Source organism: Streptomyces sp. NRRL S-87 (assembly GCF_000719335.1).
GTDB lineage: Bacteria > Actinomycetota > Actinomycetes > Streptomycetales > Streptomycetaceae > Streptomyces.
Map to the genome: position 1 here is coordinate 33,815 of NZ_JOGB01000044.1, position 23,515 is coordinate 57,329.

A 23,515-nucleotide genomic window follows, 5' to 3' on the forward strand; every position below is an offset into this window, starting at 1 on the left:
GGTTCGGGGGCGGGGCGGCCGGATTCGAACCGGCGTCCTCCGAGATGCTGTCGCGGCGCACTACCTCTGTGCTACGACCCCGCCTTGACCGGGAGCCTATGCGGTGTCCCGCGGTGCGCCAAACCCTTTTCCGACGGCGGCGGTTCAGCCCTCGGGCCGGCGGCCGGCGGGCGTCCGCGGCTGCCCGACCGCCGGCGCCCGTCCGCGGCCGTCCGTCCGCGGCCGCCCGACCGCCGGCGCCCGTCCGCGGCCGCCCGACCGCCGGCGCCCGCGCGCCGCCGCGGCCGCCGTCACCGCGGCGGATCCTCGCCCACGAGGCCGTCGACGGCCTCGCGCAGCAGGTCGGCGTGGCCGACGTGCCGGGCGTACTCGTCGTGCAGGTCCACCACGATCCGCCGCAGGTTCACCGGCGTGCCGTCCGCCCAGGCCGTGTACGCGGCCGGCCGGTCGAGGCCTCCGTCGGCCAGGGCCCTCACCATCGCGGCCCGGGAGCGCCCGGCCGCCCCGCGCCACAGCCCGTAGAGCTCCTCGGGGGTCTCGTCGGCCGCGCTGCGCCACACCCACTGCGGGTCCGAGACCGCCTCGGGCACGTCCAGCGGCGGCCCGGGCGCCTCGCCCGTGAAGTCGACGGCGTACCGCTCCTCGACGAGCGCCATGTGCTTGAGGAGACCGCCCAGGGTCAACGCCGAGGGCGGGTGCGGCCGGTTCAGCGCGGCCGCGTCCAGGCCGCCGCACTTCCAGGCGAACTGGGCACGGGACCGGTCGAGCGCGAACAGGAGCATCTCGACCTCGCCGGCCGTCGACGACGGCTCGGCCGGGGGCATGGGGAAGAGGGAGGGGACGGGGACGGGGACGGTGTCGTCGGTCATGGGCGCCACGCTAGGCTCCGTTCCGGACGTTCCACGTCCGGAACACGTCGGGAGCCGGGGGACCGGCCATAGCCGGACACGCCGGGAGGGGGCGCCGCATGGACCGCGACACGAGCCCCACCGCACGGGCGCTGATGACGCTCGAACTCCTCCAGTCCGTCCCGGGCATCACCGCCGACCGGCTCGCCGGGAAGTTGGGCGTCTCGGAGCGGGCGGCCCGGCGGTACGTCGGCATCCTGCGGGAGGCCGGCATCCCGGTCGAGTCGTTCCGCGGGCCGTACGGCGGCTACCGCCTGGGCCGCGGGCTGCGGCTGCCGCCGCTGACCTTCAGCGCGACCGAGGCGCTCTGCCTGGTCATGGCGGTCCTCGACGGCCACCACGACGCGAACGACACCACCGGCCCCGTGGGCAGTGCGCTCGGCAAGATCGTGCGCGCGCTGCCGGAGCGGGTCGCCGCGCAGGCCGACGCCGTCCGCCGGACCGCCGCCCCGGCGCCCGACCGCGCCGCCGCCCGGCCCGACCCCGGCACGACGACCGAGCTGGTGGGCGCGTGCTCGGACCGCCGCCGGGTGCGCCTGGCCTACCGCTCCGGGGCCGGCCGCGAGCGGGACGTACGGGTCGACCCGTGGGCGGTCGTCGTACGGCACGGCCGCTGGTACCTGCTGTGCTGGTCGCACACCTCGGAAGGGCGCCGGGCCTACCGGGTCGACCGGATCGGGGCCGTCGAGGTGCTCGACGAGGACTTCGAGCCGCCGGCCGGACTCGACCCCGTCGCCGTGCTCGAAGAGCACCTCGCGGCCGGCTGGGAGTACGCCGCCGAGGTCGTGGTCGAGGCCCCGCTCGACGCGGTGGCCCCGTACGTGCCGCGGACCCTGGGCCGCCTGGAGCCGGTGGACGGCGCGACCTGCCGGCTGGTCGGCACCACGAGCAACCCCCGCTGGTACGCCGAGCAACTCGCCGCCCTGCCGGTGCCGTTCCGCATCCTGGACGGCGAGGAGGTGCGGCGCGCAGCGCACGTGCTCGGCCGTCGCCTGCTCGCCGCGGCCGGCGACGCACCCGTGTAGCCCTGCCCCGGCGCCTCGTTGGACCCCGCCGCGCCCGGCACCCGCACGGGACTGTCCGCGGCACGGAACCGCAGGTCAGGGCAATTGTCAGTGGCCCCGGCTACGTTGGGGCGCATGAGAGCTGAGGGAACCTTCGAGGTGGCGAGCTTCGTGCCCACCGACACCGCACCGGAACCCGCGATCGAGACGGCCGTGCCCGTGGGCGTCTCCCGTCTGGAGAAGCACTACCAGGGGGAGATCACCGGCCGCTCGGCCACGCTGTTCACGGCCGCCTACGACCAGGCAACCGGTACCGGCACGTACGTCGCCATGGAGTCCTTCGAGGGCGAAGTGGCCGGCCGCAAGGGGGCGTTCAACTACGCCCACTGCGCCACCACCCGCGACGGCGGCAGCCGCGAGGCGGAATTCTTCGTCATCGTGCCCGGCAGCGGTACGGGCGAGCTCGCCGGCATCACCGGGACGGGCGGCCTGGCCGTCGACGACGATGGCACCCACCGGGTGTGGTTCGAGTACGGGCTGGGCTGACGGTCCGGTCCCGGGCCGGGGCGACCGCTCCGGCCACCCGGCACCGGTCCGCGGTGCGGGACGCCCGGCGGGCGCGGGGGGCTCGCCGGACGTCCCGTCCCGCGGACCGCTGCGGCCCGCCGTCGCGGACCGCGCGTCGGCGAGGCGCCGCCCGGCGCGCGGGCCCCGGCCCGGACCACCGGTCCGGGGGCGGGTGCGGTACGGGGCAGGCCCCCGCCACGGGGGTGCGGGGGCCTGCCCGGTGCCCGGGGCCGCCGCGTGGGGTGTGGGGGGAGGCGCCTGAGGCGGTGGGGCAGACAGGCCCGGAGACGGGCCCGGAGACGGGCCCGGAGACGGGCCCGGACCGCTCAGGCCAGCAGTCGTGCCCGGCAGTCGGCCGGGGCGCCCCACGCCGTACGCAGCGGGCGGGCCTTGCGCAGCCACAGCGCGAGGTCGAGCTCCTCGGTGTAGCCGATCGCGCCGTGCAGCTGGAGCGCGGTGCGCGCGGCCCGGTACGCCGCCTCGCCCGCCGCCAGCTTCGCGGCCGCCACGTCCCGCTCCGCCAGCGTCACCGCCGCACCGAACACCAGCGGCCGGGCGAACTCCAGCGCCACCAGCGTGTCCGCGAGCCGGTGCTTGACCGCCTGGAAGGAACCGACCGGCGCCCCGAACTGGGTGCGCTGCCCGACGTACTCCACCGTGCGCGCGAGCAGCGCCTCGCCCACCCCGAGCGCCTGCGCGGCGGTCAGCAGGGCCGGCCAGCGCCACCACGACGCGGGCACCGCGCCGAGCCGTTCGCCGCCCCCCGTGACCGGGGCCGCCAACCGCCGCGCCGGGTCGGCCGAGGCCCGTACGACCCCGTGCCCGACCGCCGCCACCAGCTCACCGGTCTCCGACACCGCCAGCACCGCGTCCGCCGCGTCCGCGTCCAGCGCGTACGGCGAACCGGGCCCGGCCAGCGCCAGCACCGTCCCGCCCGCCGCCACGCCCGGCAGCCAGCGCTTCCCCGCCCCCGCCGCGGGCCCGTGCTCCCCGAGCAGCACCGCGGCCGACGCCGTCTCCACCAGGGGCCCCGGCGCCCCGGCGCGGCCCAGTTCCACGAACGCCGTCGCCAGCTCCACCGGCAGGACGCCCACCCCGTCGTGGGCCTCGGGCACGGCGAGGGCGAAGACCCCCAGCTCCCCGAGCCCGGCCCACAGCGCCCGCCCCGGCGCGTGGTCCCCGGCCGCCCAGGCCCGGGCCGCCGCCGGCACGTCGGCGGCGGCCAGCAGTGCGCGCAGCGAGCGCGCGAAGTCGCCCTGCTCCGCGGTCGGCAGGAATCGCATCAGCGGCGGCCCTTCGGAAGGCCGAGCAGCCGCTCGGCGATGATGTCGCGCTGGATCTCGTTGGTGCCCGCGTAGATCGGACCGGCGAGCGAGAAGACGTACCCCTCGGCCCACTCCGAGTCCGCCAGCTCGCCGTCCGCGCCCAGCAGGTCCCACGCCGTCTCGTGCAGGGCGATGTCCAGCTCCGACCAGAACACCTTGTTCAGGCTCGACTCCGCCCCGACCCCGGACCCCGCCGCGAACCGCGAGGCCGCCGCCCACGTGTACAGCTGGTACGCCCGCGCCCCTGCGACCGCGTCGGCCACCCGGTCCCGCAGGGCCGGGTCCGCCGGGTCGCCGACCGACCGCCACAGCCGCACCAGCCGGTCCGCGGCCGCCAGGAACCGGCCCGGTGAACGCAGCATCAGCCCCCGCTCGTTCCCCGTGGTCGACATCGCGATCCGCCAGCCCTGGCCGGGCTCCCCGACCACGTCCGCGTCGGGGACGAAGACCCGGTCGAGGAACAGCTCCGCGAAGGCCGGCTTGCCGTCCAGCCGCCCGATGGGCCGCACGCTCACCCCGGGCGCGCGCAGGTCGAACATCAGGTACGTCAGGCCCTGGTGGGGCCGGGGCGCCGCCGGGTCGGTCCGGAAGATGCCGAAGGCCCGGTCAGCGAAGGCGGCCCGCGAGGACCAGGTCTTCTGCCCCGACAGGAGCCAGCCGCCGTCGGTGCGTTCGGCCCGGGAGGTCAGGGCCGCCAGGTCCGAGCCCGCCTCCGGCTCGGACCAGGCCTGCGCCCAGACCACCTCGCCGCGCGCCATGGCCGGCAGGACCCGGGCCCGCTGCTCGGGCGTGCCGTGGTCGAAGAGGGTCGGGGCGAGCAGGTTGACGCCGTTCTGCGCGACCCGGCCGGGTGCCCCGGCGGCGTAGTACTCCTCCTCGAAGACCAGCCAGTGGAAGACGTCCACGCCCCGCCCGCCGAACTCCTCCGGCCAGGACACCACCGACCAGCGGTCCGCGGCCAGTTCGGCCTCCCACTCGCGGTGGGCGGCGAAGCCCTCCGCCGTCTCCAGCGAGGGCAGCGGCCGTGCGGGCACGTGCGCGGCCAGCCAGGCGCGGGCCTCGGCCCGGAAGGCCTCCTCCGAGGGTGTGTGCGCGAGGTCCATCTGCGGCTCCCCTCCCCGGCCGCTCCGGCGGCCGTGCTCCGCGCGCTTCCCTAACAAGCGTTTGGCAGGTTAACGTACGGCCATGAGCAGCGTCGAGAGCGGCGGCGGCGCCACCCACGCCGCGTACGTACCCGGGCACGGCCTCCTCGCCGGCCGTACCGCCGTCATCACCGCCGCCGCCGGAGCCGGCATCGGCGGCGCCACCGCCCGCCGCTTCCTCGAGGAGGGCGCGAGCGTGGTCGTCAGCGACGCCCACCCCCGCCGCCTCAAGGAGACCGAGGCCGTCCTCGCCGCCGAGTTCGGCCCCGGCAAGGTGACCGGCCTCGCCTGCGACGTCACCGAGGAGGCCCAGGTCCAGGCCCTGTTCTCGTACGCCGAGGAACGCCACGGCCGCCTCGACCTCGTCGTCAACAACGCCGGCCTGGGCGGCACCGCACCCCTGGCCGACATGACCGACGAGCAGTGGACGAAGGTCCTCGACGTCACGCTGAACGGCACCTTCCGCTGCACCCGCGCCGCCCTGCGCGCCTTCCGGGCCGCCCGCGCGGCCGGTGACCCCCGCGGCGGAGTGATCGTCAACAACGCCTCCGTCATCGGCTGGCGCGCCCAGGCCGGCCAGGCCCACTACGCCGCCGCCAAGGCCGGGGTCATGGCCCTCACCCGCTGTGCGGCCCTGGAGGCCGCCGAGTTCGGGGTGCGGATCAACGCCGTCGCCCCCAGCCTCGCCATGCACCCGCACCTGGTGAAGGTCACCACCCCCGAACTGCTGGCCGAGCTCACCGCCCGCGAGGCCTACGGCCGCCACGCCGAGCCGTGGGAGGTCGCCAACGTCATCGTGTTCCTGGCCAGCGGCTACAGCTCGTACATGACCGGCGAGACGGTCTCGGTGAGCAGCCGGCACCCTTAGCCGAGGGACGAGAATGGCCCTGTGCCCACGAAGAAGACCCACGTGACCCCCTCGCCCGAGCGCCGGCGCGAACTCCTCGGCACCGCCGCCGAGGTGTTCGCCGCGCACGGCTACAACGCCACCACCGTCCGCAAGATCGCCGACGAGGCGGGGATGCTCGCCGGCAGCCTCTACTACCACTTCGATTCCAAGGAATCGATGCTCGACGAGATCCTCTCCACCTTCCTGGGCGAGCTCTGGGAGGGCTACGACGCCGTCCTCGCCTCCGGCCTCGGCCCCCGCGAGACCATCGAGGCCCTCGTCACCGAGTCCTTCCGCGAGATCGACCGGCACCGAGCCGCCGTCGCCATCTACCAGAAGGAGTCCCGCCACCTCGCCGACCAGCCCCGCTTCCAGTACCTGAGCGACTCCCAGGTCAAGTTCGAGGAGGCCTGGCTCGGCACGCTGGAGCGGGGCGTCGCCAGCGGCGCGTTCCGCCCCGACCTCGACATCCGGCTCGCCTACCGGTTCGTCCGCGACACCGTGTGGGTGGCCGCGTCCTGGTACCGGCCGGGCGGCCGGCACAGCCCCGAGGAGATCGCCCGCCAGTACCTGTCGATGGTGCTGGACGGGATCGCCGTCCGTACGTAGCCCCGGCGCGCCCGCGCGCCCGTCCCGAAGGAGCCCCGCCATGCCCGAGGCCTACATCGTCGACGCGCTCCGCACCCCGGTGGGCCGCCGCAAGGGAGGGCTGGCCGCGGTCCACCCGGCCGACCTGGGCGCCCACGTCCTCAAGGCCCTCGTCGCACGCACGGGCATCGACCCGGCAGCCGTCGAGGACGTGGTCTTCGGCTGCCTCGACACCGTCGGCCCGCAGGCCGGGGACATCGCGCGCACCGCCTGGCTGGCCGCGGGGCTGCCCGAGGAGGTGCCGGGCGTCACGATCGACCGCCAGTGCGGCTCCTCCCAGCAGGCCGTCCACTTCGCCGCCCAGGGTGTGCTGTCCGGCACCCAGGACCTCGTCGTCGCGGGCGGCACCCAGAACATGTCCATGATCCCCATAGCCTTCGCCTCCCGGCAGGCCGCCGAGCCGCTCGGCCTGACCCAGGGCCCCTACCTCGGCAGCGAGGGCTGGCGGGCCCGCTACGGGGACGCGCCCGTCAACCAGTTCCACGGCGCCCAGCTCATCGCCGAGAAATGGGGCATCTCCCGCCGCGCCATGGAGGAGTTCGCCCTGCGCTCCCACCAGCGCGCGGTCCAGGCCATCGACGAGGGCCGCTTCGACCGCGAGCTGGTCCCGTACGGGGACGTCACCACCGACGAGGGCCCGCGCCGGGACACCACCCTGGAACGGATGGCGGCCCTGCACCCCGTCCTGGAAGGCGGCACCATCACCGCCGCCTGCTCCTCCCAGGTCTCCGACGGGGCCGCGGCCATGCTGATCGCCTCCGAGCGGGCGGTGGCCGAGCACGGCCTGACACCGCGCGCCCGCATCCACCACCTCTCGGTGCGCGGTGAGGACCCCGTCCGGATGCTCTCGGCCCCCATACCCGCGACCGCGTACGCGCTGAAGAAGACCGGCATGACCCTCGACGACATCGACCTGGTCGAGATCAACGAGGCCTTCGCCCCCGTCGTGCTGGCCTGGCTCAAGGAGACCGGCGCCGACCCGGCGAAGGTCAACGTCAACGGCGGCGCCATCGCGCTGGGGCACCCGCTGGGCGCCACCGGCGTGAAGCTCATGACCACCCTCCTGCACGAGCTCGAGCGCACCGGCGGCCGGTACGGCCTGCAGACCATGTGCGAGGGCGGCGGCCAGGCGAACGTCACCGTCATCGAGCGGCTGTAACCACCCGGTCGGGGCGGCGGGATCCGGCCGTCCCGACCCCCTCGCCCGGGGATGTGCTAACGTCGAGGTGTTGCAGTTGTGGTACCCATGAACTTTATGTGCGCCTGACGGGAATGATCCGCAGGCGCTTTTATTGTTTCCGGCATCTCCGGATGGGCGCCCTCTACCTATCAGGAGAAAATTATGGCCACCGGCATCGTGAAGTGGTTCAACTCGGAAAAGGGCTTCGGCTTCATCGCGCAGGACGGCGGCGGCCCCGACGTCTTCGCCCACTACTCGAACATCGCCACCCAGGGCTTCCGTGAGCTCCAGGAGGGCCAGGCCGTGACCTTCGACGTCACCCAGGGCCAGAAGGGCCCGCAGGCGGAGAACATCCTCCCCGCCTGATTCCAGGCCGACGCGTACCGACGTGTCCTGACGCGTTCCCACGCGCCCGCACGCATCGTCGCGACAACCGGGGCCCGCACCGTCAGGTGCGGGCCCCGGCTCGTGCTGTCACACCAGGTCCAGGAGGGCGCTTCCGCATGACCAGCTCCAGTTCCGCCAGTTCCGCACCCACCACCGACTCCCGGTCCGGCCGCCGCTCCGGCGGGGCGGGCGGCTCCGCCCGCGGCCGCGGCGCCGCGCCGAAGGGCGCCGCCAGGGCCGCGGCCCAGGGCACCGCCCAGGGCGCCAAGGGCAACGCCAGGAGCGGTGCCAAGAACGGCGCGAAGAAGGGTGCGAAGAAGAACGGCGGCGGCGCCGGCAACCCCGCCCGCCCGCAGGACTTCGCCCTGCCCGAGACGCTGACCCCGGCGCTCCCGCCGGTCGCCGCCTTCGAGGACCTGGACCTGCCCGAGGCCCTGCTGAAGACCCTGGCCGACCAGGGCGTCACCGCACCCTTCCCGATCCAGGCCGCGACCCTGCCGAACTCCCTTGCCGGCCGCGACCTGCTCGGCCGCGGCCGCACCGGCTCCGGCAAGACCCTGGCGTTCGGACTCGCGACCCTCGTCCGCACCGCCGGCCGCCGCGCCGAGTCCAAGGCCCCGCTCGCGCTGGTCCTCGTACCGACCCGGGAGCTCGCACAGCAGGTCACGGACGCGCTCACCCCGTACGCGACGGCCCTGCGGCTGCGCATCGCCACGGTCGTGGGCGGCATGTCGATCAACCGGCAGGCCAACGCCCTCGCCCGCGGCGCCGAAGTGCTGGTGGCCACCCCGGGCCGGCTGAAGGACCTGATCGACCGGGGCGACTGCACGCTGGCGCGGGTCTCGATCACCGTGCTCGACGAGGCCGACCAGATGACCGACATGGGCTTCCTGCCGCAGGTCACCGCGCTGCTCAGGCAGGTCGAGCCGGACGGCCAGCGGATGCTGTTCTCCGCGACCCTGGACAAGAACGTGGACCGGCTCGTCCGGGACTTCCTCGTCGATCCGGTCACGCACTCGGTCGACCCCTCGGCCGGCGCGGTCACCACCATGGAGCACCACCTCCTGCACGTCCTCGACGAGACGGACAAGAAGGCGGTCACCACGCGCATCGCCGCCCGCGACGGCCGCGTGATCATGTTCCTGGACACGAAGCGGTCCGTGGACCGGACGGTCAAGCGGCTGCTCGCCAGCGGCGTCCGGGCCTCCGGGCTGCACGGCGGGCGTTCGCAGCCGCAGCGCAACCGCACGCTGGACTGGTTCCGGACCGGCGAGATCACGGCCCTCATCGCCACGAACGTGGCGGCGCGCGGCATCCACATCGACGACCTCGACCTGGTCGTGAACGTCGACCCGCCCGTGGACCACAAGGACTACCTGCACCGCGGCGGCCGCACCGCCCGCGCCGGGGAGTCGGGGCGGGTGGTCACGCTCGTCCTGCCCGAGCAGCGGCGGGAGATGTCCCGGCTGATGGCGGACGCGGGCATCACGCCCGCCGAGGCGCGGGTGAAGTCGTCGGACGCGGAGCTGGCGGAGCTCACGGGGGCGCGTGAGCCCTCGGGCGTGCCGGTCACCATCGAGGTCCCGGCGCCGGCCCAGGCGCCGGCGAAGGCCGCCTCCGGTGGCGGTGGCCAGCGTCGGTCCCGGCGGGGGCGCGGGGGCGACGGCTCCGGCTCCGGCCGCGGCCGCGCGGCCGCGGCCGACTCCGCCGCCGCGGCCCAGGGCTCCGGGCGCGGTGCCGCCCCGGCCCAGGGGGCGGGTCGGGGTGCCGGTCGCGGTGGCGCGCAGGCGTCGGGTGCCGGGCAGGGTTCCGGGCGGGTCGCCGGTTCCGGCCGGGCCGCCGGTTCCGGCCGGGCCGCTGCGAAGGCCTCCGGCTCCGACGGTGGCCGCGGCGCGGCGCAGGCTTCCGGCGGGCGTGCCGGGGGCGGGTCCTCGCGGGGCCGGTCCGGCGCGTCGCGCCGTCGCTCCGGCACGGGGCGCGCCGGCGCCTGACCGGCGCCCGGCGCCGGTGCCTGTCCCGGCGCCGGTGCGTGACCGCGCACGTGCCCTGCGGGGCCGGTCCCCTACCCGCCCTTCCACCGTTCCCCGGGACTCCGCCTCGGACCCCCGGCCCGGCGCTCCGCGTCGGGTGCGCTCAATCGCCGCGCGGGCTGGAACCGCCCCGCCCCGGGTGACTCCGGCCCCGCCGGCGTTCGAGGCGCGGGTCCGGGGCGGAGTCCCGGTTTCGGGAAGGGGCGGGGCGGGGGAGGGGCCACCCCGCAACTCCCGCCGGCTAGCGGACCAGTTTCGACTGGAGGCGGGTCAGCGTCGGCACGTCCAGGCCGAGGCCCCGGGTCAGGTAGCCGTAGAAGCTGCCGTAGTCCGCCTCCATCCGCGACGTGGCCGCGTCCAGGTAGTCCTGGCGGACCTCCTGGAGCGGGATCAGCAGGTCGGGGTTCTGCATCCGCCCCGACTGCCTGAGCCCGTCCCGGACCCGGGCGTCGTACGCCGCCCGGAAGGTGTTGGACGCCAGGTAGTCCCGCTCGGCCGAGGACACCGGCACCCCCAGCGCCCGCAGCAGCACGTAGCTCAGCCAGCCGGTGCGGTCCTTGCCCGACGTGCAGTGGTACAGCAGCGGACCCTGCGCGCCGTCGGCGACGTCCCGCAGCGTCGCCGCGAACTGCGCCCGGTCGGCGGGGTCGGTCACGAAGGTGCGGTAGACGTCCCGCATGAAGGCCTCCGCCCTGCCCCCGCCGAGCATCTGCTCCTGCTTGACGGGGTCCCCGCTGCCGATGGCCGTCAGCAGCATGCCGTACAGGCCGAGGTCGCTGACCGGCCGCGAGGTCGTCGCGAGCCCGGCCGGCAACCGGTCGGCGCCGTCGTACTGGACCTCCAGCGGGATGCGGAAGTCCACCGCCTTGGTCAGCCGCAGCCCGGCGAGGGTGTCCACGTCGGCCGGGGTCAGCTTGCCGAGGGCGTCGGCCCGGTACACCAGGCCCGTGCGCACCTGGCCTCCGGTGTAGGTCCAGTAGCCGCCCAGGTCGCGGACGTTGACCGCGCCCTGGAGCGGTATCTGCCGGATGGTCTCCGCCACCGCGTGCACCCCGTGGGGGTGGCGGGCGGCGGCCGGGGCCGGTGCGGCGGTGGCCGCCGCCGGCAGGGCCCCCGCGGCGAGCGCGGAGACCAGGGCTCCGGCCGCCAGCAGCCGTGCCCGTCGCACGCTCCGGGCCCTTCGGTTCTCCATCGATCCACGCGCGCCGCGCGTACGGCTGGTGCCGTTCATACCTGTGCACTCCTTGGGAGCCGGTCCAGTACCTGGTGTGCCTCGGCCATGACCCGGGCGACGAGTTCCGCACACGACGGAAGGTCCTCGATCACGCCCGCTACCTGGCCCGATGCCATGACCCCGAGGTCCGTACGGCCCTCGACCATGGACGCCTTGAGGAGCATGGGGGTGTTCGCGGCGAGCAGGACCTGGCTCCAGGACAGGTCCTTGCCGTGTTTCATGGCCAGCCCGTCGCGCAGCATCCGCGACCAGCTCAGGCCCGAGAGCTCCTTGAAGCCGGCCGCGTGCCGCACCGCGCGGGCCAGCCGCCGGATCCGGCCGGCCCGCTCCAGCGAGTCCACCAGCGGGGTGCGCAGCATCCGGTGCGGCAGCCCGTCCACGGCCGTGGTGACCGTGACGTCCTTGACGGAGGCCGCCAGGTAGCGGGCCTTGACCGGGTCGGGGACGGTGGAGTCGGAGGTCAGCAGGAACCGGGTGCCCATCGCCACCCCGGCCGCCCCGTACGCCAGGGCCGCGACCAGCCCGCGCCCGTCGTGGAAGCCGCCGGCGGCCACGACGGGGATGTCCACGGCGTCCACCACCTGCGGCAGCAGCACCGTGGTCGCCACGTCGCCGGTGTGCCCGCCGCCCTCCCCGCCCTGCACGATCACCGCGTCCGCGCCCCAGGCGGCCACCTTCTCGGCGTGCCGGCGGGCCCCGACGGAGGGGACCACGACCACGCCCGCGTCCTTCAGCCGCAGGATCAGCTCGCGGGAGGGCGCCAGCGCGAACGACGCCACCCGCACGCCCTCGGAGATCAGCAGCTCCACCCGCTCGGCGGCGTCCCCGGCGTCCGCCCGCAGGTTCACCCCGAACGGTTCCGCGGTCCGCGACCTCACCTCCCGCACCGCCGAGCGCAGCTGGTCGAGGGTCATGGTCGCCGAGGCGAGGATGCCCAGCGCGCCCGCGTTCGCGGCCGCCGAGACCAGCCGCGGGCCGGCCACCCACCCCATGCCGGTCTGCACGATCGGGTGGCGCACCCCCACGAGCTCGGTCAGGGCGGTCCCGATCACGGGGGCGGTCACGCCGGCACCTCCCGGTCCCGCGCCCCGGCCGGGTCGAGCTCCTCGCGGATCAGCCGCAGTTCGGCCGCGGTCGGCTCCCGCGTGTACGGCACGTCCGCCGGCACGGTGAGCACGAACCCGGTCGCGGCCCGCACCTCCTCGACCGTCACGCCCGGGTGCAGGGAGGCGAGCCGCATCGACCGGTCCGGGGTCGCGAAGTCGAAGACGCCGAGGTTCGACACCACCCGGGGGATGCGGTGGAACCGGCTCGCCGACGGCCCGGCCGCCGCCGCCCGGTCGTACCCCACGCCCGAGACCATGTCCACGCGCTCGACGAAGACCCGGGTCGAATGCCGGGGGATCCAGTAACTGACCGGGTTGTTGAGGGTGTTGACCGGCGCCCCGCGCACCCCCAGCAACTGCCGGGACGGCCGGGCCCAGTCCCCGATGCAGGAGATGTTCTGGTTGCCGTGGCGGTCGATCTGGGAGGCGCCCATCATCACGTGCCGGCGCCCGCCGGTCACCGTCGTCAGGTGCTTGCGGTAGGGCAGCCAGCCCTCGGCCGTGCCGTCGTCACGGACCAGCGTGGCCTCGCCGTCGGTCAGCAGCAGGTCGGGGGAGAAGGTGCGGCGGGCCAGCCGCGCGCCGATCGAGGGGACCAGGCCCATCGGGCTGGCCAGTACCTCGCCGTCGTCCCGCCAGGCCTCGGCGCAGGCGATCACGCAGTACTCGGCCCGGGTGGTGCTCGTCGAGGTGCTCATCGCCGTCCCTCCGTGGCCCGCCCCGCCGTCCGTTCCGCGCGCCAGTCGGCGACGGCCCGCTGGTAGTCGTACTCGCTGCGGCCGGCCAGGAAGCGGGCCGCGAACTCCTCCCACGGCGTGCTCGCGTACAGCTTCTGGAAGGCCTCGTCGCGCCCGTAGTCGGGCACGCAGGACGTGAAGTGCGCCCCGTTCGGGGTCTCCACGACCCCGGTGACGCAGTGCCGGCCGACCAGCAGCATCTGCGGCGGTGCGTCCTTGGTGAGCGCCGCGGTCTCCACCAGCTGCTCGCAGGAGAGGTACGCCCGGTCGGCGGCCTCGCAGAACAGGTCGTCGAAGTACGGGTCCGGGCCCAGGTACTGTCCGTTCCCGAGCCGGTCGGCCCGGTTGAGGTGGACCAGCGCCGCGTCCATCCGCAGCGCGGGTACGGCGACCAGCTCCTCGCCGTCCTCGTACGGCGACACCACCGTCCGCAGCCCGGGGTTGACCTCCATCACCCCCGAGCCCAGGCCCGCCCGCACCGGCATGAACGGCAGCCGGTTCGCGGCCGCGTGCAGGCCCCACATGAACATCGCCTCGTCGAGTTCCGTCAGCTCGAAGGCCCCCCGCTCGCGGGCCGCCCGGAAGTGCGGCTCCAACGGGACCGAGTCGAGCGTGGCGAAGGGTGCGACGAGCCGCCGGATCCGGCCCGCGGCCGCCAGCAGGCCCACGTCCGGGCCGCCGTACGAGACCACGGTCAGGTCGGTGACGTCGGAGCGCAGCAGCGCCCGGACCAGCGCCATGGGCTTGCGCCGCGACCCCCAGCCGCCGATCCCGAGGGTCATCCCGCTGTGCAGCCGCCCGACGACCTCGTCGGGGGTCATGGTCTTGTCGGTCACGACGACGCCTCCGTCCGCTCGCTGCCGAAGGTGCTGCGCACCCGGTCGGCCACCCCGCTGAGGTCGGCCTCGAAGGTGAAGCCCTGCTCGAAGCGGTAGCTGCGGCGCACGTCCACCGGGTCGATGCCGTTGATCGCGGCCTTGGCCAGTCGGATGAGCGTGCCGTCCTTGGCCGCGATCTCGGCGGCCAGCTCCAGGGCGGCGGCCGCCAGCTCCGCGCCCGGCACGACCTTCCACACCGAGCCGTGGGCGTGCAGCTCGGCGGCGGTGGCGGTGCGCGAGGTGTAGTACAGGGCGCGCATCAGGTGCTGGGGGACCAGCCGGGCCAGGTGCGTGGCGGCGCCGAGGGCGCCGCGGTCCAGTTCCGGGAGGCCGAAGACGGCGTCCTCGGCGGCCACGATCGCGTCCGCGTTGCCCACCAGGCCGATGCCGCCGCCGAGGCAGAAGCCCTGTACGGCGGCCACCACCGGCACCTCGCACTCGTAGACCGCGGCGAAGGCCTCGGCGCAGCCGCGGTTGGCCCCGAGCAGCGCCCCGTGCCCGGCGTCGCGCTGCATCTCCTTGATGTCGACCCCGGCGTTGAAGCCGCGGCCGGCCGCGGCCAGGACGACGCACCGGGTCTCGGGGTCGCGGCCGGCCGCGCGCAGGGCGTCGGCGAGTTCGTACCAGCCCCGTACGGGCAGCGCGTTGACGGGTGGGAAGTCGACGGTGACGACGGCGACGCCCTTGTCCGGGCGGGAGGTGGAGACACCCATGAGAGGATCAGCTACCTTTCCACCAAACATTTGTTAGGTGTGGAAGGTAGCAGCCCATGGAGCTGGACGGGAGGGTCGCGGTCGTCACCGGCGGAACCCGCGGCGTCGGAGCGGGCATCGCCAGGGCGTTCCTCGACGCGGGCGCACAGGTCGTCCTGTGCGCCCGCAGACCACCGGAGCACCCCATCGAAACCCCGGCCGGAAAGGCCGGGTTCATCCCCCTCGACCTGCGCGACGGCGCCGCCGTCGAGGCCTTCTTCGACTCCGTCGCCACCCGGTACGGCCGCCTGGACTGCCTGGTCAACAACGCCGGCGGCACCCCCTACCGCCCGCTCGCCGAAGGCGGCCCGGCCCGCCACGCGCGCGTCCTCGAACTCAACCTGCTCGCCCCGCTGACCGCCTCCCTGGCGGCCCACCCGCACCTGCGCGCCGCCCGCGGCTCCCTCGTGATGGTCGGCAGCGTCAGCGGCACCCGACCCTCCCCGGGCACCGCCGCCTACGGCGCCGCCAAGGCGGGCCTGGAGAACCTGGCCCGCTCGATGGCCGTCGAATGGGCGCCCGAAGTACGGGTGAACACGCTCGTGCTGGGCATGGTCCGCACCGAGCTCACCCGTCTGCACTACGGCGACGAGCGGGGTGTCGCCGCCGTCGGCGGCACCGTGCCGCTCGGCCGCCTCGCCGAACCGCGCGAGGTGGGGGAGGCCGCCGTCTTCCTCGCCTCCGACCGGGCCGCCTACATCAGCGGTGCCAGCCTCCTCCTCCACGGCGGCGGGGAGCGCCCCGCGTTCCTGGCCGCCGCCACCGCCAACCGGCCGGGCGCCGACGAGCCCGGTGCCGGCAAGGCCACCGTCGACAAGGAGAACCGAGATGAGCAGTAAGGGGATCTGCGAGGGCCGGGTCGTGGTCGTCACCGGCGCCGGCCGCGGCCTGGGCCGGGCGCACGCCCTCGCCTTCGCCGCCGAGGGCGCGTCCGTGGTCGTCAACGACCTGGGCGTCGGCCTCGACGGCCGGCCGGGGCCCGACAGCCCGGCGGTCCAGGTCGTCGACGAGATCGAGGCGGCCGGCGGCCGCGCCCTCGCCCACGGCGGCGACATCGCCACCGCCGAGGGCGCCGCCTCCCTGGTCCGGGCCGCGGTGACCGCGTACGGACGCCTGGACACCCTCGTCAACAACGCCGGCTTCCTGCGCGACAAGATGCTGGTCAACCTCGACGAGCACGACTGGGACGCGGTCATGCGCGTCCACCTCAAGGGCCACTTCCTGCCCCTGAAGTACGCCGCCGCCCACTGGCGCGCCGAGGCCAAGGCCGGCCGCACGCCGGTGGCCCGCGTGGTCAACACCAGCTCCGGCGCGGGCCTGCTCGGCTCCGTGGGCCAGGCCAACTACAGCGCCGCCAAGGCCGGCATCGTCGGCCTGACCCTGGTCGCCGCCGCCGAGCTGGAGCGGTACGGCGTCCAGGTCAACGCCCTCGCCCCGGCCGCCCGTACCCGCATGACGGAGCGGACCTTCGCCGAGACGATGGCCGCGCCGGCCGCGGGCGGCTTCGACGCGATGGCCCCCGAGAACGTCTCCCCGCTGGTGGTGTGGCTGGGCTCGGCGGCCTGCGCCGGGGTCACCGGCCGGATCTTCGAGGCCGAGGCCGGGCGCATCACCGTCATGGAGGGCTGGCGGCCCGGCCCCACCGCCGACAAGGGCGCCCGCTGGACCCCCGCCGAGGCGGGGGAGGCGGCGCAGAAGCTGCTGGCCGAGGGCGAGACGCCGCGGCCGGTCTACGGGGCGGGCTGAACACCCGCCGGCACCGCGGGACCCGGGCCCGCGACCCCTCCGGGGCCGGTGCGGCGCCCGGTTTCCGGACACGGAACGGGCCCGGCCTCCTGGCGGGGAGGTCGGGCCCGAACACCGACTCACGCGACACCGGGTTACTACCCACCCGGTGCACGATTCGAACCGTCGAGTAGGTGTCTTTCCGTCAAATTCCCTAACGGACGCGGTCCGCCACCCCGCGCTCCGCCGCCGGCGCGAAGGGCGGACTCCACAAGCAAGGCGTGACAGCAAGGCAAAAAGAGGGGGCGGTCCCCCGCGTGCTCAGGCGCGCGGGCGGACCTCGACGTTCTCCAGGACCCCGACGGCGTCGGGCACGAGGATGGCGGCGGAGTAGTACGCGGTGACCAGGTACGAGATGATCGCCCGCTCGTCGATGCCCATGAACCGCACGTTCAGGCCCGGCTCCACCTCGTCCGGCAGTCCCGTCTGGTACAGGCCGATGAGGCCCTCGTTGTCCTCGCCCGTGCGCACCGCGATGATCGAGGAGCAGTGCGCCTCCGAGATCGGGATCTTGCCGCAGGGCAGGATCGGGACGCCCCGCCAGGCAGGGATGTGGTGGCCGTCCACGTCCACGTGGCCGAGGGTCAGACCGCGCTTGTTGCACTCCTTGCCGAAGGCGGCGATGGCCTTGGGGTGGGCGAACAGGTACTGCGTGCCGCGCCGCATCGAGATCAGGTCGTCCAGGTCGTCGGGGGTGGGCGGGCCCGAGTGGGTCTGGATGCGCTGGTCGTAGTCGGCGTTGTTGAGGAGCCCGAACTCGGCGTTGTTGACCAGCTCGTGCTCCTGGAGCTCGCGCAGCTCCTGGATCGTCAGCCGCAGCTGCTGCTCGGTCTGGTTCATCGGCTGGTTGTAGAGGTCGGCGACGCGGGTGTGGACCTTGAGCACCGTCTGGGCCACGCTCAGCTCGTACTCGCGCGGCGTGAGCTCGTAGTCCGCGAACGCACCGGGCAGCAGGGCCTCGCCGACGTGGCCGGCGCTCAGCTCGATGGCCTTCTCGCCCGCCTTGTTGGTCTTGTGGCCGTTCTGGCTGCTGGTGTCGCGCGTCCGGGAGACGTGCGCGCGCAGCCCCTCGTACTGCTCCGCGACCGCCTGGTACGCCGTCTCGGGCAGCGTCAGCAGGGTCACGGCGGTGGCGGCCCGGGCGGTGAAGTCCCAGGTGGTGCCGTTCGAGCCGGCCAGGGCGTGGCCGCCGAAGGTGTCGCCGTCGCCCAAGCGGCCCAGGACGGCCTCCTCCCCGTACGGGCCCGGGCCGACCTTCTCGATCTTGCCGTGCGCGACGAGGTAGACGTGGTCGGCCGGGCGGCCCGCCTCCACGATGACCTGGCCGGGCTCGAACTCCTGCTGGACGAACCGCTCCGCCAGCGCGCCGAGCGCGGTCGGGTCGTCGAAGCCGCGCAGCAGCGGGAGCTCGGCGAGCTCGGCCGGGATCACCTGGACCCGGGAGCCGCTCTTGACGAAGGTCACCCGGCCGTCGCCGACCACGTACGACAGGCGGCGGTTGACCCGGTAGGCGCCGCCGGGGGTGTGCACCCAGGGCAGCTTGCGCAGCAGCCAGCGCGAACTGATGCCCTGCATCTGGGGTTCGGACTTGGTCGTGGTGGCCAGGTTGCGGGCGGCCGCGGTACTGAGGCTGAGTTGGATCCGGTGGGCTTCCGCGCCTGCGGCTGCGGCGGCGGCCGCGGTGTCGACGGACATGCGTTACTCCTTGTGGCGGTCAGTCACCTTGCGTATCCAGAAGTAGCGCACCCGTGCCGATGGGATTCGCAGGTACGCGGACGTGTGGCAGTGCGGGCCCGTTCCCGCGCGCCGTCGCGCGCCGTGCGCGCCCCAGCCTCCGTGCGGCAGCCCCAGCCTCCGCGCGGTGCCGCCCCGACGCGGCCCCGCCGATGTCGCCCTGCAGCGGTGGCCGAAACGCCCTCTTGCCGCACCGCGGTCCGAGTTGTGACATGGACGCGTCAGTCTGTCGGTCCTCCCCGGGACCGACCACGCACAGCCCAACCCCCCACGAAAGGCAGTGTGTTGAAGACTCCACGCATCCCCGCCGCGCACCCCCGCGCCTCGCTGGCCCGCCGCCTGCTCCAGCGCACCCTCGCCGCGGGCGCCGTCGCCCTGGCCGCCCTCAGCCTCCAGCCCGCCGGCGCCGCCCAGGCCGCACCCCAGCCCGTCGTCGGCGGTGTCCGCGCCGCACAGGGCGAATTCCCCTGGATGGTCCGCCTCTCCATGGGCTGCGGCGGCGCCCTCTACACCCAGCAGATCGTCCTCACCGCCGCCCACTGCGTCAGCCGCACCGGGGCCAACACCTCCATCACCGCCACCGCCGGCGTCGTCGACCTCAACAGCCCCAGCGCCATCAAGGTCCGCTCCACCTACGTCCTCCAGGCCCCCGGCTACGACGGCAACGGCAAGGACTGGGCCCTCATCAAACTCGCCCGCCCCATCAACCTCCCGACCCTCAAGATCGCCGACACCACCGCCTACAACAACGGCACCTTCACCGTCGCCGGCTGGGGCGCCACCCGAGAAGGCGGCGCGCAGCAGCGCTACCTCCTCAAGGCCGACGTCCCCTTCGTCTCCGACGCCGCCTGCGCCGGCGCCTACGGCAGCTCCCTGATCCAGGGCGAGGAGATCTGCGCCGGCCGCCTCGACACCGGCGGCGTCGACACCTGCCAGGGCGACTCCGGCGGCCCCATGTTCCGCCGCGACAACGCCGGCGCCTGGATCCAGGTCGGCATCACCAGCTGGGGCGAGGGCTGCGCCCGCGCCGGCTACCCCGGCGTCTACACCGAGGTGTCCACCTTCGCCACCGCGATCCGGTCCGCCGCGGCCGGCCTGTAACCGGCCCCGCACCCGTCCCACCCACGCCCCGGGCCCGGCCCCCACGCACCCGGGCCCCCGTCCGTCCGGCCACCGCGCACACCGGCCGGACGGACGCGGCGCGGTTGCGATCGCCGACGCCACCGCCGTACGGGTCCGCATCCGGCCACCCACCCCCCCCCGCACCGTCTCACTGTGCGGCCGAGCAGTGATCATCCGCCGCCACCCACGTAAGCTCACCCACCATGAGCACCAGCGACAAGGCCACCCCCATCGACGAGGACGTCCGCGCCGACCTGGCCCGGCTGCGCGACAGCATCGACAACATCGACGCAGCCGTCGTCCACATGCTCGCCGAACGGTTCAAGTGCACCCAGCAGGTCGGCTTCCTCAAGGCCAAGCACCACCTGCCCCCCGCCGACCCGGCCCGCGAGGCCAGCCAGATCGCCCGCCTGCGCGAGCTCGCCGAGAACGCCAAGCTCGACCCCGCGTTCGCGGAGAAACTCCTCAACTTCATCATCGCCGAGGTCATCCGCCACCACGAGACGATCGCTGCGGGCGAAGAGTAGACCCCTAGGTCGGACGGGGCCCGTCGGGCAGCATGGGCCCATGTCCGCACTGACGCGCAACGAAGCGCAGACCCGAGCCGCCCTCCTCGACGTCCAGCACTACGCCATCGCCCTCGACCTCACCAGGGGCGACGACACCTTCGACTCCACCACCACCATCCGGTTCACCGCCAAAGCAGCCGGTGACACCTTCGTGGAGCTGAAACCGGACGAACTGCGCTCGGTCACCCTCGACGGCCACCCGCTCGATCCGGCCACCCTCGACGACAACCGGCTCCCCCTCACCGGCCTGACCGCCGGCAGCCACGAACTGCGCGTCGAGACCGCCATGCGCTACTCGCGCACCGGCGAGGGCATGCACCGCTTCACCGACCCCGCGGACGGCGAGACCTACCTCTACACCCAGCTCTTCCTCGACGACGTCCAGCGCGTCTACGCCGCCTTCGACCAGCCCGACCTCAAGGCCGTCTTCGACCTGGAGATCACCGCCCCCGCCGACTGGACCGTCCTCGCCAACGGCGTCACCGAACGCACCGGCCACCGCGCCGACGGCGCCGCCGTCTGGACCGCCGCCCCCACCCCCCTCATCTCCACCTACCTCGTCGCCGTCGCAGCCGGCCCCTGGCACAGCATCCGCACCGAACACGCCGGCCTGCCCTTCGGCATCCACTGCCGCCGCTCCCTGGCCGCCCACATGGACGCCGACGCCGACGAACTCCTCGACATCACCCGCGCCTGCTACGACCGCTACCACGAGAAGTTCTCCGAGCCCTACCCGTTCGACTCCTACGACCAGGCCTTCGTCCCCGAGTTCAACGCCGGCGCCATGGAGAACCCCGGCCTCGTCACCTTCCGCGACGAATTCATCTACCGCTCCGCCGTCACCGACACCGAACGCCAGACCCGCGCCATGGTCATCGCCCACGAAATGGCCCACATGTGGTTCGGCGACCTCGTCACCCTCCGCTGGTGGGACGACATCTGGCTCAACGAGTCCTTCGCCGAGTTCATGGGCTACCAGACCCTCACCGAAGCCACCCGCTTCACCGACACCTGGACCGACTTCGGCGTCCAGCGCAAGGCCTGGGGCTACGACGCCGACCAGCGCCCCACCACCCACCCCGTCGCCCCCGACCCCGAGGCCGTCCCCGACACCGCCTCCGCCCTCCTCAACTTCGACGGCATCTCCTACGCCAAGGGCGCCTCCGCCCTGCGCCAGCTCGTCGCCTGGCTCGGCGAGAAGGACTTCCTGGCCGGCATCAACCTCCACTTCAGCCGCCACAAGTTCGCCAACGCCTCCCTCGCCGACTTCGTCGACTCCCTCGCCGCCTCCACCGACCGCGACGTCCACGCCTGGGCCGACACCTGGCTGCGCACCACCGGCGTCGACACCCTCGCCCCCGACGTCCGTACCAGCCCCGGCGGCTGGACCCTCACCGTCGACCGCACCGGCAGCCGGCCCCACCACGTCCTCGCCGGCCTCTACGACCGCACCCCCGACGGCCGCCTCGACCTGCGCGAACGCCTCCCCCTCGACCTCCCCACCGACGAGGTCGTCTCCGCCGCCGGCCCCCGCCCCGCCCTGCTCCTGCTCAACGACGGCGACCTCAGCTACGCCAAGGTCCGGTTCGACGACGCCTCCGAAGAGGCCGCCCTGCGGAGCCTGTCGACCGTCCCCGACGCACTCACCCGCGCCGTCATCTGGAACGCCCTGCGCGACATGGTCCGCGACGGCGAACTCGAACCCGCCGCCTACCTGGAGACCGCCCACGCGCACCTGCCCGAGGAGACCGACCTCGCCATCGTGCAGGCCGTCCTCGGCTTCGCCCGCCACCAGATCGCCGACCGCTACCTGCCGCCCGCGGACCGACCCGGCGCACTCGCCCTCGTCACCTCCGTCGCCCGCGCCCTCATCCGCCGCACCGAGGGCGGCGAGGACCCCGGCCTGCGCCTGATCGCCGTACGGTCCTACATCGACGCCGCCACCCAGCCCGACACCGTCGCCGCCTGGCTCGCCGACGGCACGGTGCCCGGCGGGCCCGAGCTCGACCCCGAACTGCGCTGGCGCATCCTCACCCGGCTCGCCGTCCTCGGCGCCGTCGGCGAACCCGAGATCGCCACCGAACTCGCCGCCGACCCGACCGCCACCGGCCAGGAAGGCGCCGCCCGCTGCCGGGCCGCCCTCCCCACCCCCGAGGCCAAGGCCGCCGCCTGGCAGTCCATGTTCGGCGACGACACCCTCTCCAACTACCTCTTCACCGCCACCGCCCAGGGCTTCTGGCAGCCCGAGCAGGCCGACCTCACCCAGGAGTACACCGCCCGCTACCACCCCGACGCCATCGCCCTCTCCGCCCGCCGCGGCCCCGCCATGGCCCTGGCCGCCGGCCGCGACGCGTTCCCCTTCCACACGGTCGACGCCGACTTCCTCGCCGCCGGCCACGCCGCCCTCGACTCCGACGAGGTCACCCCCGCCCTCCGCCGCAAGCTCGCCGACCAGCTCGACGACCTCACCCGCGCCCTCCGGGTCCGCTCCTGACCCCTCCGGCCCCCGGGCCGCCGACGCCGGCGGGGCTGGCCGACCAGCCCTGCCGGCACCGCGCAGCGACGGGCCCGCCGACGGTCTCAGCCCGACCCGGGTGCACGAAATCAAGGGAGTTGGCCGCCCCGTGGTGTGTGGGGGAGGTGCTTGAGGCGGTAGGGCAGGCTGGTCCGGCGGCAGGCCCTGCGGGTCAAGCGCCGAGGGGACCCACACACCACGGGGCGGCCCCCGAAGCGGGCTGACCCCGACGCCGGGCGACGTGTCGAGGGCCGACGGGGTTACACACCAAGGCGGTACGGCGACACGCCGGCGCGGCGTCGAGGGTTACCACCGGCGGGTCGGGCTCGTTGGGCTGACCGGGGGCGAGTCCCCGCCCCCGCCCAGACGCCCAGGGAGGACACCGCATGCCCGCGCTCCCCCCGCTCGCCGGCGGCGCAGCCGGACCCGCCGCACTGCGCCCCCTCGTGGACACCGTCCTCACGGCCCTCGAAGCCGGTGCACGGGAGCGCGGCGGCCCCCTCCCGCCGGGCGGCCCCGAGCGCGTCGCGCGTGACCTCGCCGACGCGCTGGGCGACGTACTCCCTGGGCACGGAACCGGCGCCGAGGAGGCCCTCGCCACCCTGACCCGGGTCGTCGCCGCCGGCTCGGCCGACCCCGCCGAGCCGTACTGCCTCGCGCACCTGCACACGCCTCCCCTCGCCCTGGCCGCCGCAGCCGACCTCGCCGCCAGTGCCCTCAACCCCTCCCTGGACTCCTGGGACCAGGCCCCCGCCGCCTCCGCCCTCGAAGCCCTCGTCACCCGGGCCCTCGCCGCCGAGCTGTTCCCCACGGCCCCCGCCCCCGACGCCCTCGTCACCACCGGCGGCACCGAGTCCAACCAGCTCGCCCTCCTCCTTGCGCGCGAACGCACCGCCGCACGCACAGCCCCAGGCCCCAGAACCGCAGCTGCACCCCCCACCGGCACAACCCCAGGCCCCGCAACAACACCAACCACTCCCACCCCAACCACCCCCACCCCAAC

The 23,515-nt window shown here is 74.7% G+C and carries 21 protein-coding genes, 1 tRNA gene and 1 pseudogene; 13 read left to right on the forward strand and 10 right to left on the reverse strand.

All coding sequences use genetic code 11. From position 1 onward, the window contains the following. Positions 1–8 precede the first annotated feature (8 nt). Positions 9–83, reverse strand: a tRNA-Leu gene (locus IF43_RS0125380). A 207-nt stretch (positions 84–290) separates the two neighbouring features. Beyond that, on the reverse strand, positions 291–869 hold the full coding sequence (locus IF43_RS0125390) for a DUF664 domain-containing protein (RefSeq protein WP_078910441.1): 579 nt from the start codon (positions 867–869) through the stop codon (positions 291–293). A 98-nt stretch (positions 870–967) separates the two neighbouring features. On the opposite strand from IF43_RS0125390, the gene IF43_RS0125395 reads away from it, so the two are divergent. Further along, positions 968–1,933: a YafY family protein gene (locus IF43_RS0125395; protein WP_030204854.1), complete on the forward strand. Its 966-nt coding sequence runs from the start codon at positions 968–970 to the stop codon at positions 1,931–1,933. Positions 1,934–2,047: 114 nt separating this feature from the next. Beyond that, entirely contained in the window at positions 2,048–2,458 is a 411-nt protein-coding gene (locus IF43_RS0125400; RefSeq protein ID WP_030204855.1) for a DUF3224 domain-containing protein, read from the forward strand. A gap of 347 nt (positions 2,459–2,805) precedes the next feature. Here the strand turns inward: IF43_RS0125400 and IF43_RS0125405 are convergent, their stop codons facing one another. Together IF43_RS0125405 and IF43_RS0125410 are read right to left on the reverse strand one after the other, a co-directional pair. Next, entirely contained in the window at positions 2,806–3,762 is a 957-nt protein-coding gene (locus IF43_RS0125405) for an acyl-CoA dehydrogenase family protein (protein WP_030204861.1), read from the reverse strand. Further along, complete coding sequence (locus IF43_RS0125410; RefSeq protein ID WP_030204862.1) at positions 3,762–4,907, reverse strand: acyl-CoA dehydrogenase family protein; 1,146 nt, start codon at positions 4,905–4,907, stop codon at positions 3,762–3,764. Before IF43_RS0125410 ends, IF43_RS0125405 begins: the two co-directional genes overlap by 1 nt. 82 nt (positions 4,908–4,989) lie before the next feature. Between IF43_RS0125410 and IF43_RS0125415 the strand changes: the two genes are divergently transcribed. The 5 genes from IF43_RS0125415 (at position 4,990) to IF43_RS0125435 (ending at position 10,041) form a co-directional block, all read left to right on the forward strand. Further along, positions 4,990–5,814, forward strand: coding sequence for an SDR family oxidoreductase (locus IF43_RS0125415; RefSeq protein ID WP_030204864.1), 825 nt, complete (start codon positions 4,990–4,992; stop codon positions 5,812–5,814). A 21-nt stretch (positions 5,815–5,835) separates the two neighbouring features. After that, the gene (locus IF43_RS0125420; RefSeq protein ID WP_030204866.1) at positions 5,836–6,444 is read left to right on the forward strand and encodes a TetR/AcrR family transcriptional regulator; all 609 of its coding nucleotides are present in this window, start codon (positions 5,836–5,838) and stop codon (positions 6,442–6,444) included. A gap of 40 nt (positions 6,445–6,484) precedes the next feature. Further along, positions 6,485–7,642: an acetyl-CoA C-acetyltransferase gene (locus IF43_RS0125425; protein ID WP_030204870.1), complete on the forward strand. Its 1,158-nt coding sequence runs from the start codon at positions 6,485–6,487 to the stop codon at positions 7,640–7,642. A 183-nt stretch (positions 7,643–7,825) separates the two neighbouring features. Next, complete coding sequence (locus IF43_RS0125430; RefSeq protein WP_030204873.1) at positions 7,826–8,029, forward strand: cold-shock protein; 204 nt, start codon at positions 7,826–7,828, stop codon at positions 8,027–8,029. Positions 8,030–8,166: 137 nt separating this feature from the next. Then, positions 8,167–10,041 carry a DEAD/DEAH box helicase gene (locus IF43_RS0125435; RefSeq protein WP_078910442.1) on the forward strand — a complete coding sequence of 625 codons (1,875 nt, stop codon included), beginning with the start codon at positions 8,167–8,169 and terminating at the stop codon, positions 10,039–10,041. 280 nt (positions 10,042–10,321) lie between these two features. Here the strand turns inward: IF43_RS0125435 and IF43_RS0125440 are convergent, their stop codons facing one another. The 5 genes from IF43_RS0125440 to IF43_RS0125460 are packed head-to-tail and all read right to left on the reverse strand — an operon-like array spanning position 10,322 to position 14,748. Continuing rightward, positions 10,322–11,248 (reverse strand): tyrosine-protein phosphatase, encoded by a 927-nt coding sequence (locus IF43_RS0125440; RefSeq protein ID WP_234332534.1) that lies wholly within the window; start codon positions 11,246–11,248, stop codon positions 10,322–10,324. Positions 11,249–11,307: 59 nt separating this feature from the next. Beyond that, positions 11,308–12,363: a nitronate monooxygenase family protein gene (locus IF43_RS0125445; protein WP_030204883.1), complete on the reverse strand. Its 1,056-nt coding sequence runs from the start codon at positions 12,361–12,363 to the stop codon at positions 11,308–11,310. A gap of 11 nt (positions 12,364–12,374) precedes the next feature. Continuing rightward, positions 12,375–13,118, reverse strand: coding sequence for a CoA-transferase subunit beta (locus IF43_RS0125450; protein ID WP_030204888.1), 744 nt, complete (start codon positions 13,116–13,118; stop codon positions 12,375–12,377). Beyond that, positions 13,115–13,993, reverse strand: a complete 879-nt coding sequence (locus tag IF43_RS0125455; protein ID WP_030204891.1) for a CoA transferase subunit A — start codon at positions 13,991–13,993, stop codon at positions 13,115–13,117. The genes IF43_RS0125450 and IF43_RS0125455 overlap by 4 nt, the downstream gene beginning before the upstream one ends. Beyond that, positions 13,990–14,748 (reverse strand): enoyl-CoA hydratase family protein, encoded by a 759-nt coding sequence (locus IF43_RS0125460; RefSeq protein ID WP_030204898.1) that lies wholly within the window; start codon positions 14,746–14,748, stop codon positions 13,990–13,992. Before IF43_RS0125460 ends, IF43_RS0125455 begins: the two co-directional genes overlap by 4 nt. Positions 14,749–14,804: 56 nt before the next feature. Here IF43_RS0125460 and IF43_RS0125465 point away from each other — a divergent pair, with 56 nt between their 5' ends. Beyond that, a complete protein-coding gene (locus IF43_RS0125465; RefSeq protein ID WP_051796103.1) occupies positions 14,805–15,626 on the forward strand; it encodes an SDR family oxidoreductase in 822 nt (273 codons plus the stop codon). Beyond that, positions 15,616–16,533 (forward strand): SDR family oxidoreductase, encoded by a 918-nt coding sequence (locus IF43_RS0125470; protein ID WP_030204906.1) that lies wholly within the window; start codon positions 15,616–15,618, stop codon positions 16,531–16,533. Before IF43_RS0125465 ends, IF43_RS0125470 begins: the two co-directional genes overlap by 11 nt. Before the next feature lie 300 nt (positions 16,534–16,833). On the opposite strand, the gene IF43_RS0125475 is transcribed toward IF43_RS0125470, so the two are convergent. Continuing rightward, the gene (locus IF43_RS0125475; protein ID WP_030204908.1) at positions 16,834–18,267 is read right to left on the reverse strand and encodes a family 2B encapsulin nanocompartment shell protein; all 1,434 of its coding nucleotides are present in this window, start codon (positions 18,265–18,267) and stop codon (positions 16,834–16,836) included. Between the two features lie 366 nt (positions 18,268–18,633). Here IF43_RS0125475 and IF43_RS0125480 point away from each other — a divergent pair, with 366 nt between their 5' ends. The 4 genes and pseudogenes from IF43_RS0125480 to IF43_RS0125495 form a co-directional block, all read left to right on the forward strand. Next, on the forward strand, positions 18,634–19,407 hold the full coding sequence (locus IF43_RS0125480) for a serine protease (protein WP_030204911.1): 774 nt from the start codon (positions 18,634–18,636) through the stop codon (positions 19,405–19,407). A gap of 224 nt (positions 19,408–19,631) precedes the next feature. Further along, positions 19,632–19,955: a chorismate mutase gene (locus IF43_RS0125485; RefSeq protein ID WP_030204914.1), complete on the forward strand. Its 324-nt coding sequence runs from the start codon at positions 19,632–19,634 to the stop codon at positions 19,953–19,955. A 40-nt stretch (positions 19,956–19,995) separates the two neighbouring features. Further along, positions 19,996–22,491, forward strand: coding sequence for an aminopeptidase N (gene pepN, locus IF43_RS0125490; protein ID WP_030204917.1), 2,496 nt, complete (start codon positions 19,996–19,998; stop codon positions 22,489–22,491). A 407-nt stretch (positions 22,492–22,898) separates the two neighbouring features. Then, positions 22,899–23,515 (forward strand): annotated as a pseudogene (locus IF43_RS0125495) (aspartate aminotransferase family protein); the annotation flags it as partial.

Coding starts and splice junctions, on each gene's coding strand:
- IF43_RS0125390 (WP_078910441.1), bottom strand. CDS start 869: ATGACCGACGACACCGTCCCCGTCCCCGTCCCCTCCCTCTTCCCCATG.
- IF43_RS0125395 (WP_030204854.1), top strand. CDS start 968: ATGGACCGCGACACGAGCCCCACCGCACGGGCGCTGATGACGCTCGAA.
- IF43_RS0125400 (WP_030204855.1), top strand. CDS start 2,048: ATGAGAGCTGAGGGAACCTTCGAGGTGGCGAGCTTCGTGCCCACCGAC.
- IF43_RS0125405 (WP_030204861.1), bottom strand. CDS start 3,762: ATGCGATTCCTGCCGACCGCGGAGCAGGGCGACTTCGCGCGCTCGCTG.
- IF43_RS0125410 (WP_030204862.1), bottom strand. CDS start 4,907: ATGGACCTCGCGCACACACCCTCGGAGGAGGCCTTCCGGGCCGAGGCC.
- IF43_RS0125415 (WP_030204864.1), top strand. CDS start 4,990: ATGAGCAGCGTCGAGAGCGGCGGCGGCGCCACCCACGCCGCGTACGTA.
- IF43_RS0125425 (WP_030204870.1), top strand. CDS start 6,485: ATGCCCGAGGCCTACATCGTCGACGCGCTCCGCACCCCGGTGGGCCGC.
- IF43_RS0125430 (WP_030204873.1), top strand. CDS start 7,826: ATGGCCACCGGCATCGTGAAGTGGTTCAACTCGGAAAAGGGCTTCGGC.
- IF43_RS0125435 (WP_078910442.1), top strand. CDS start 8,167: ATGACCAGCTCCAGTTCCGCCAGTTCCGCACCCACCACCGACTCCCGG.
- IF43_RS0125450 (WP_030204888.1), bottom strand. CDS start 13,118: ATGAGCACCTCGACGAGCACCACCCGGGCCGAGTACTGCGTGATCGCC.
- IF43_RS0125460 (WP_030204898.1), bottom strand. CDS start 14,748: ATGGGTGTCTCCACCTCCCGCCCGGACAAGGGCGTCGCCGTCGTCACC.
- IF43_RS0125465 (WP_051796103.1), top strand. CDS start 14,805: ATGGAGCTGGACGGGAGGGTCGCGGTCGTCACCGGCGGAACCCGCGGC.
- IF43_RS0125470 (WP_030204906.1), top strand. CDS start 15,616: ATGAGCAGTAAGGGGATCTGCGAGGGCCGGGTCGTGGTCGTCACCGGC.
- IF43_RS0125475 (WP_030204908.1), bottom strand. CDS start 18,267: ATGTCCGTCGACACCGCGGCCGCCGCCGCAGCCGCAGGCGCGGAAGCC.
- IF43_RS0125485 (WP_030204914.1), top strand. CDS start 19,632: ATGAGCACCAGCGACAAGGCCACCCCCATCGACGAGGACGTCCGCGCC.
- pepN (WP_030204917.1), top strand. CDS start 19,996: ATGTCCGCACTGACGCGCAACGAAGCGCAGACCCGAGCCGCCCTCCTC.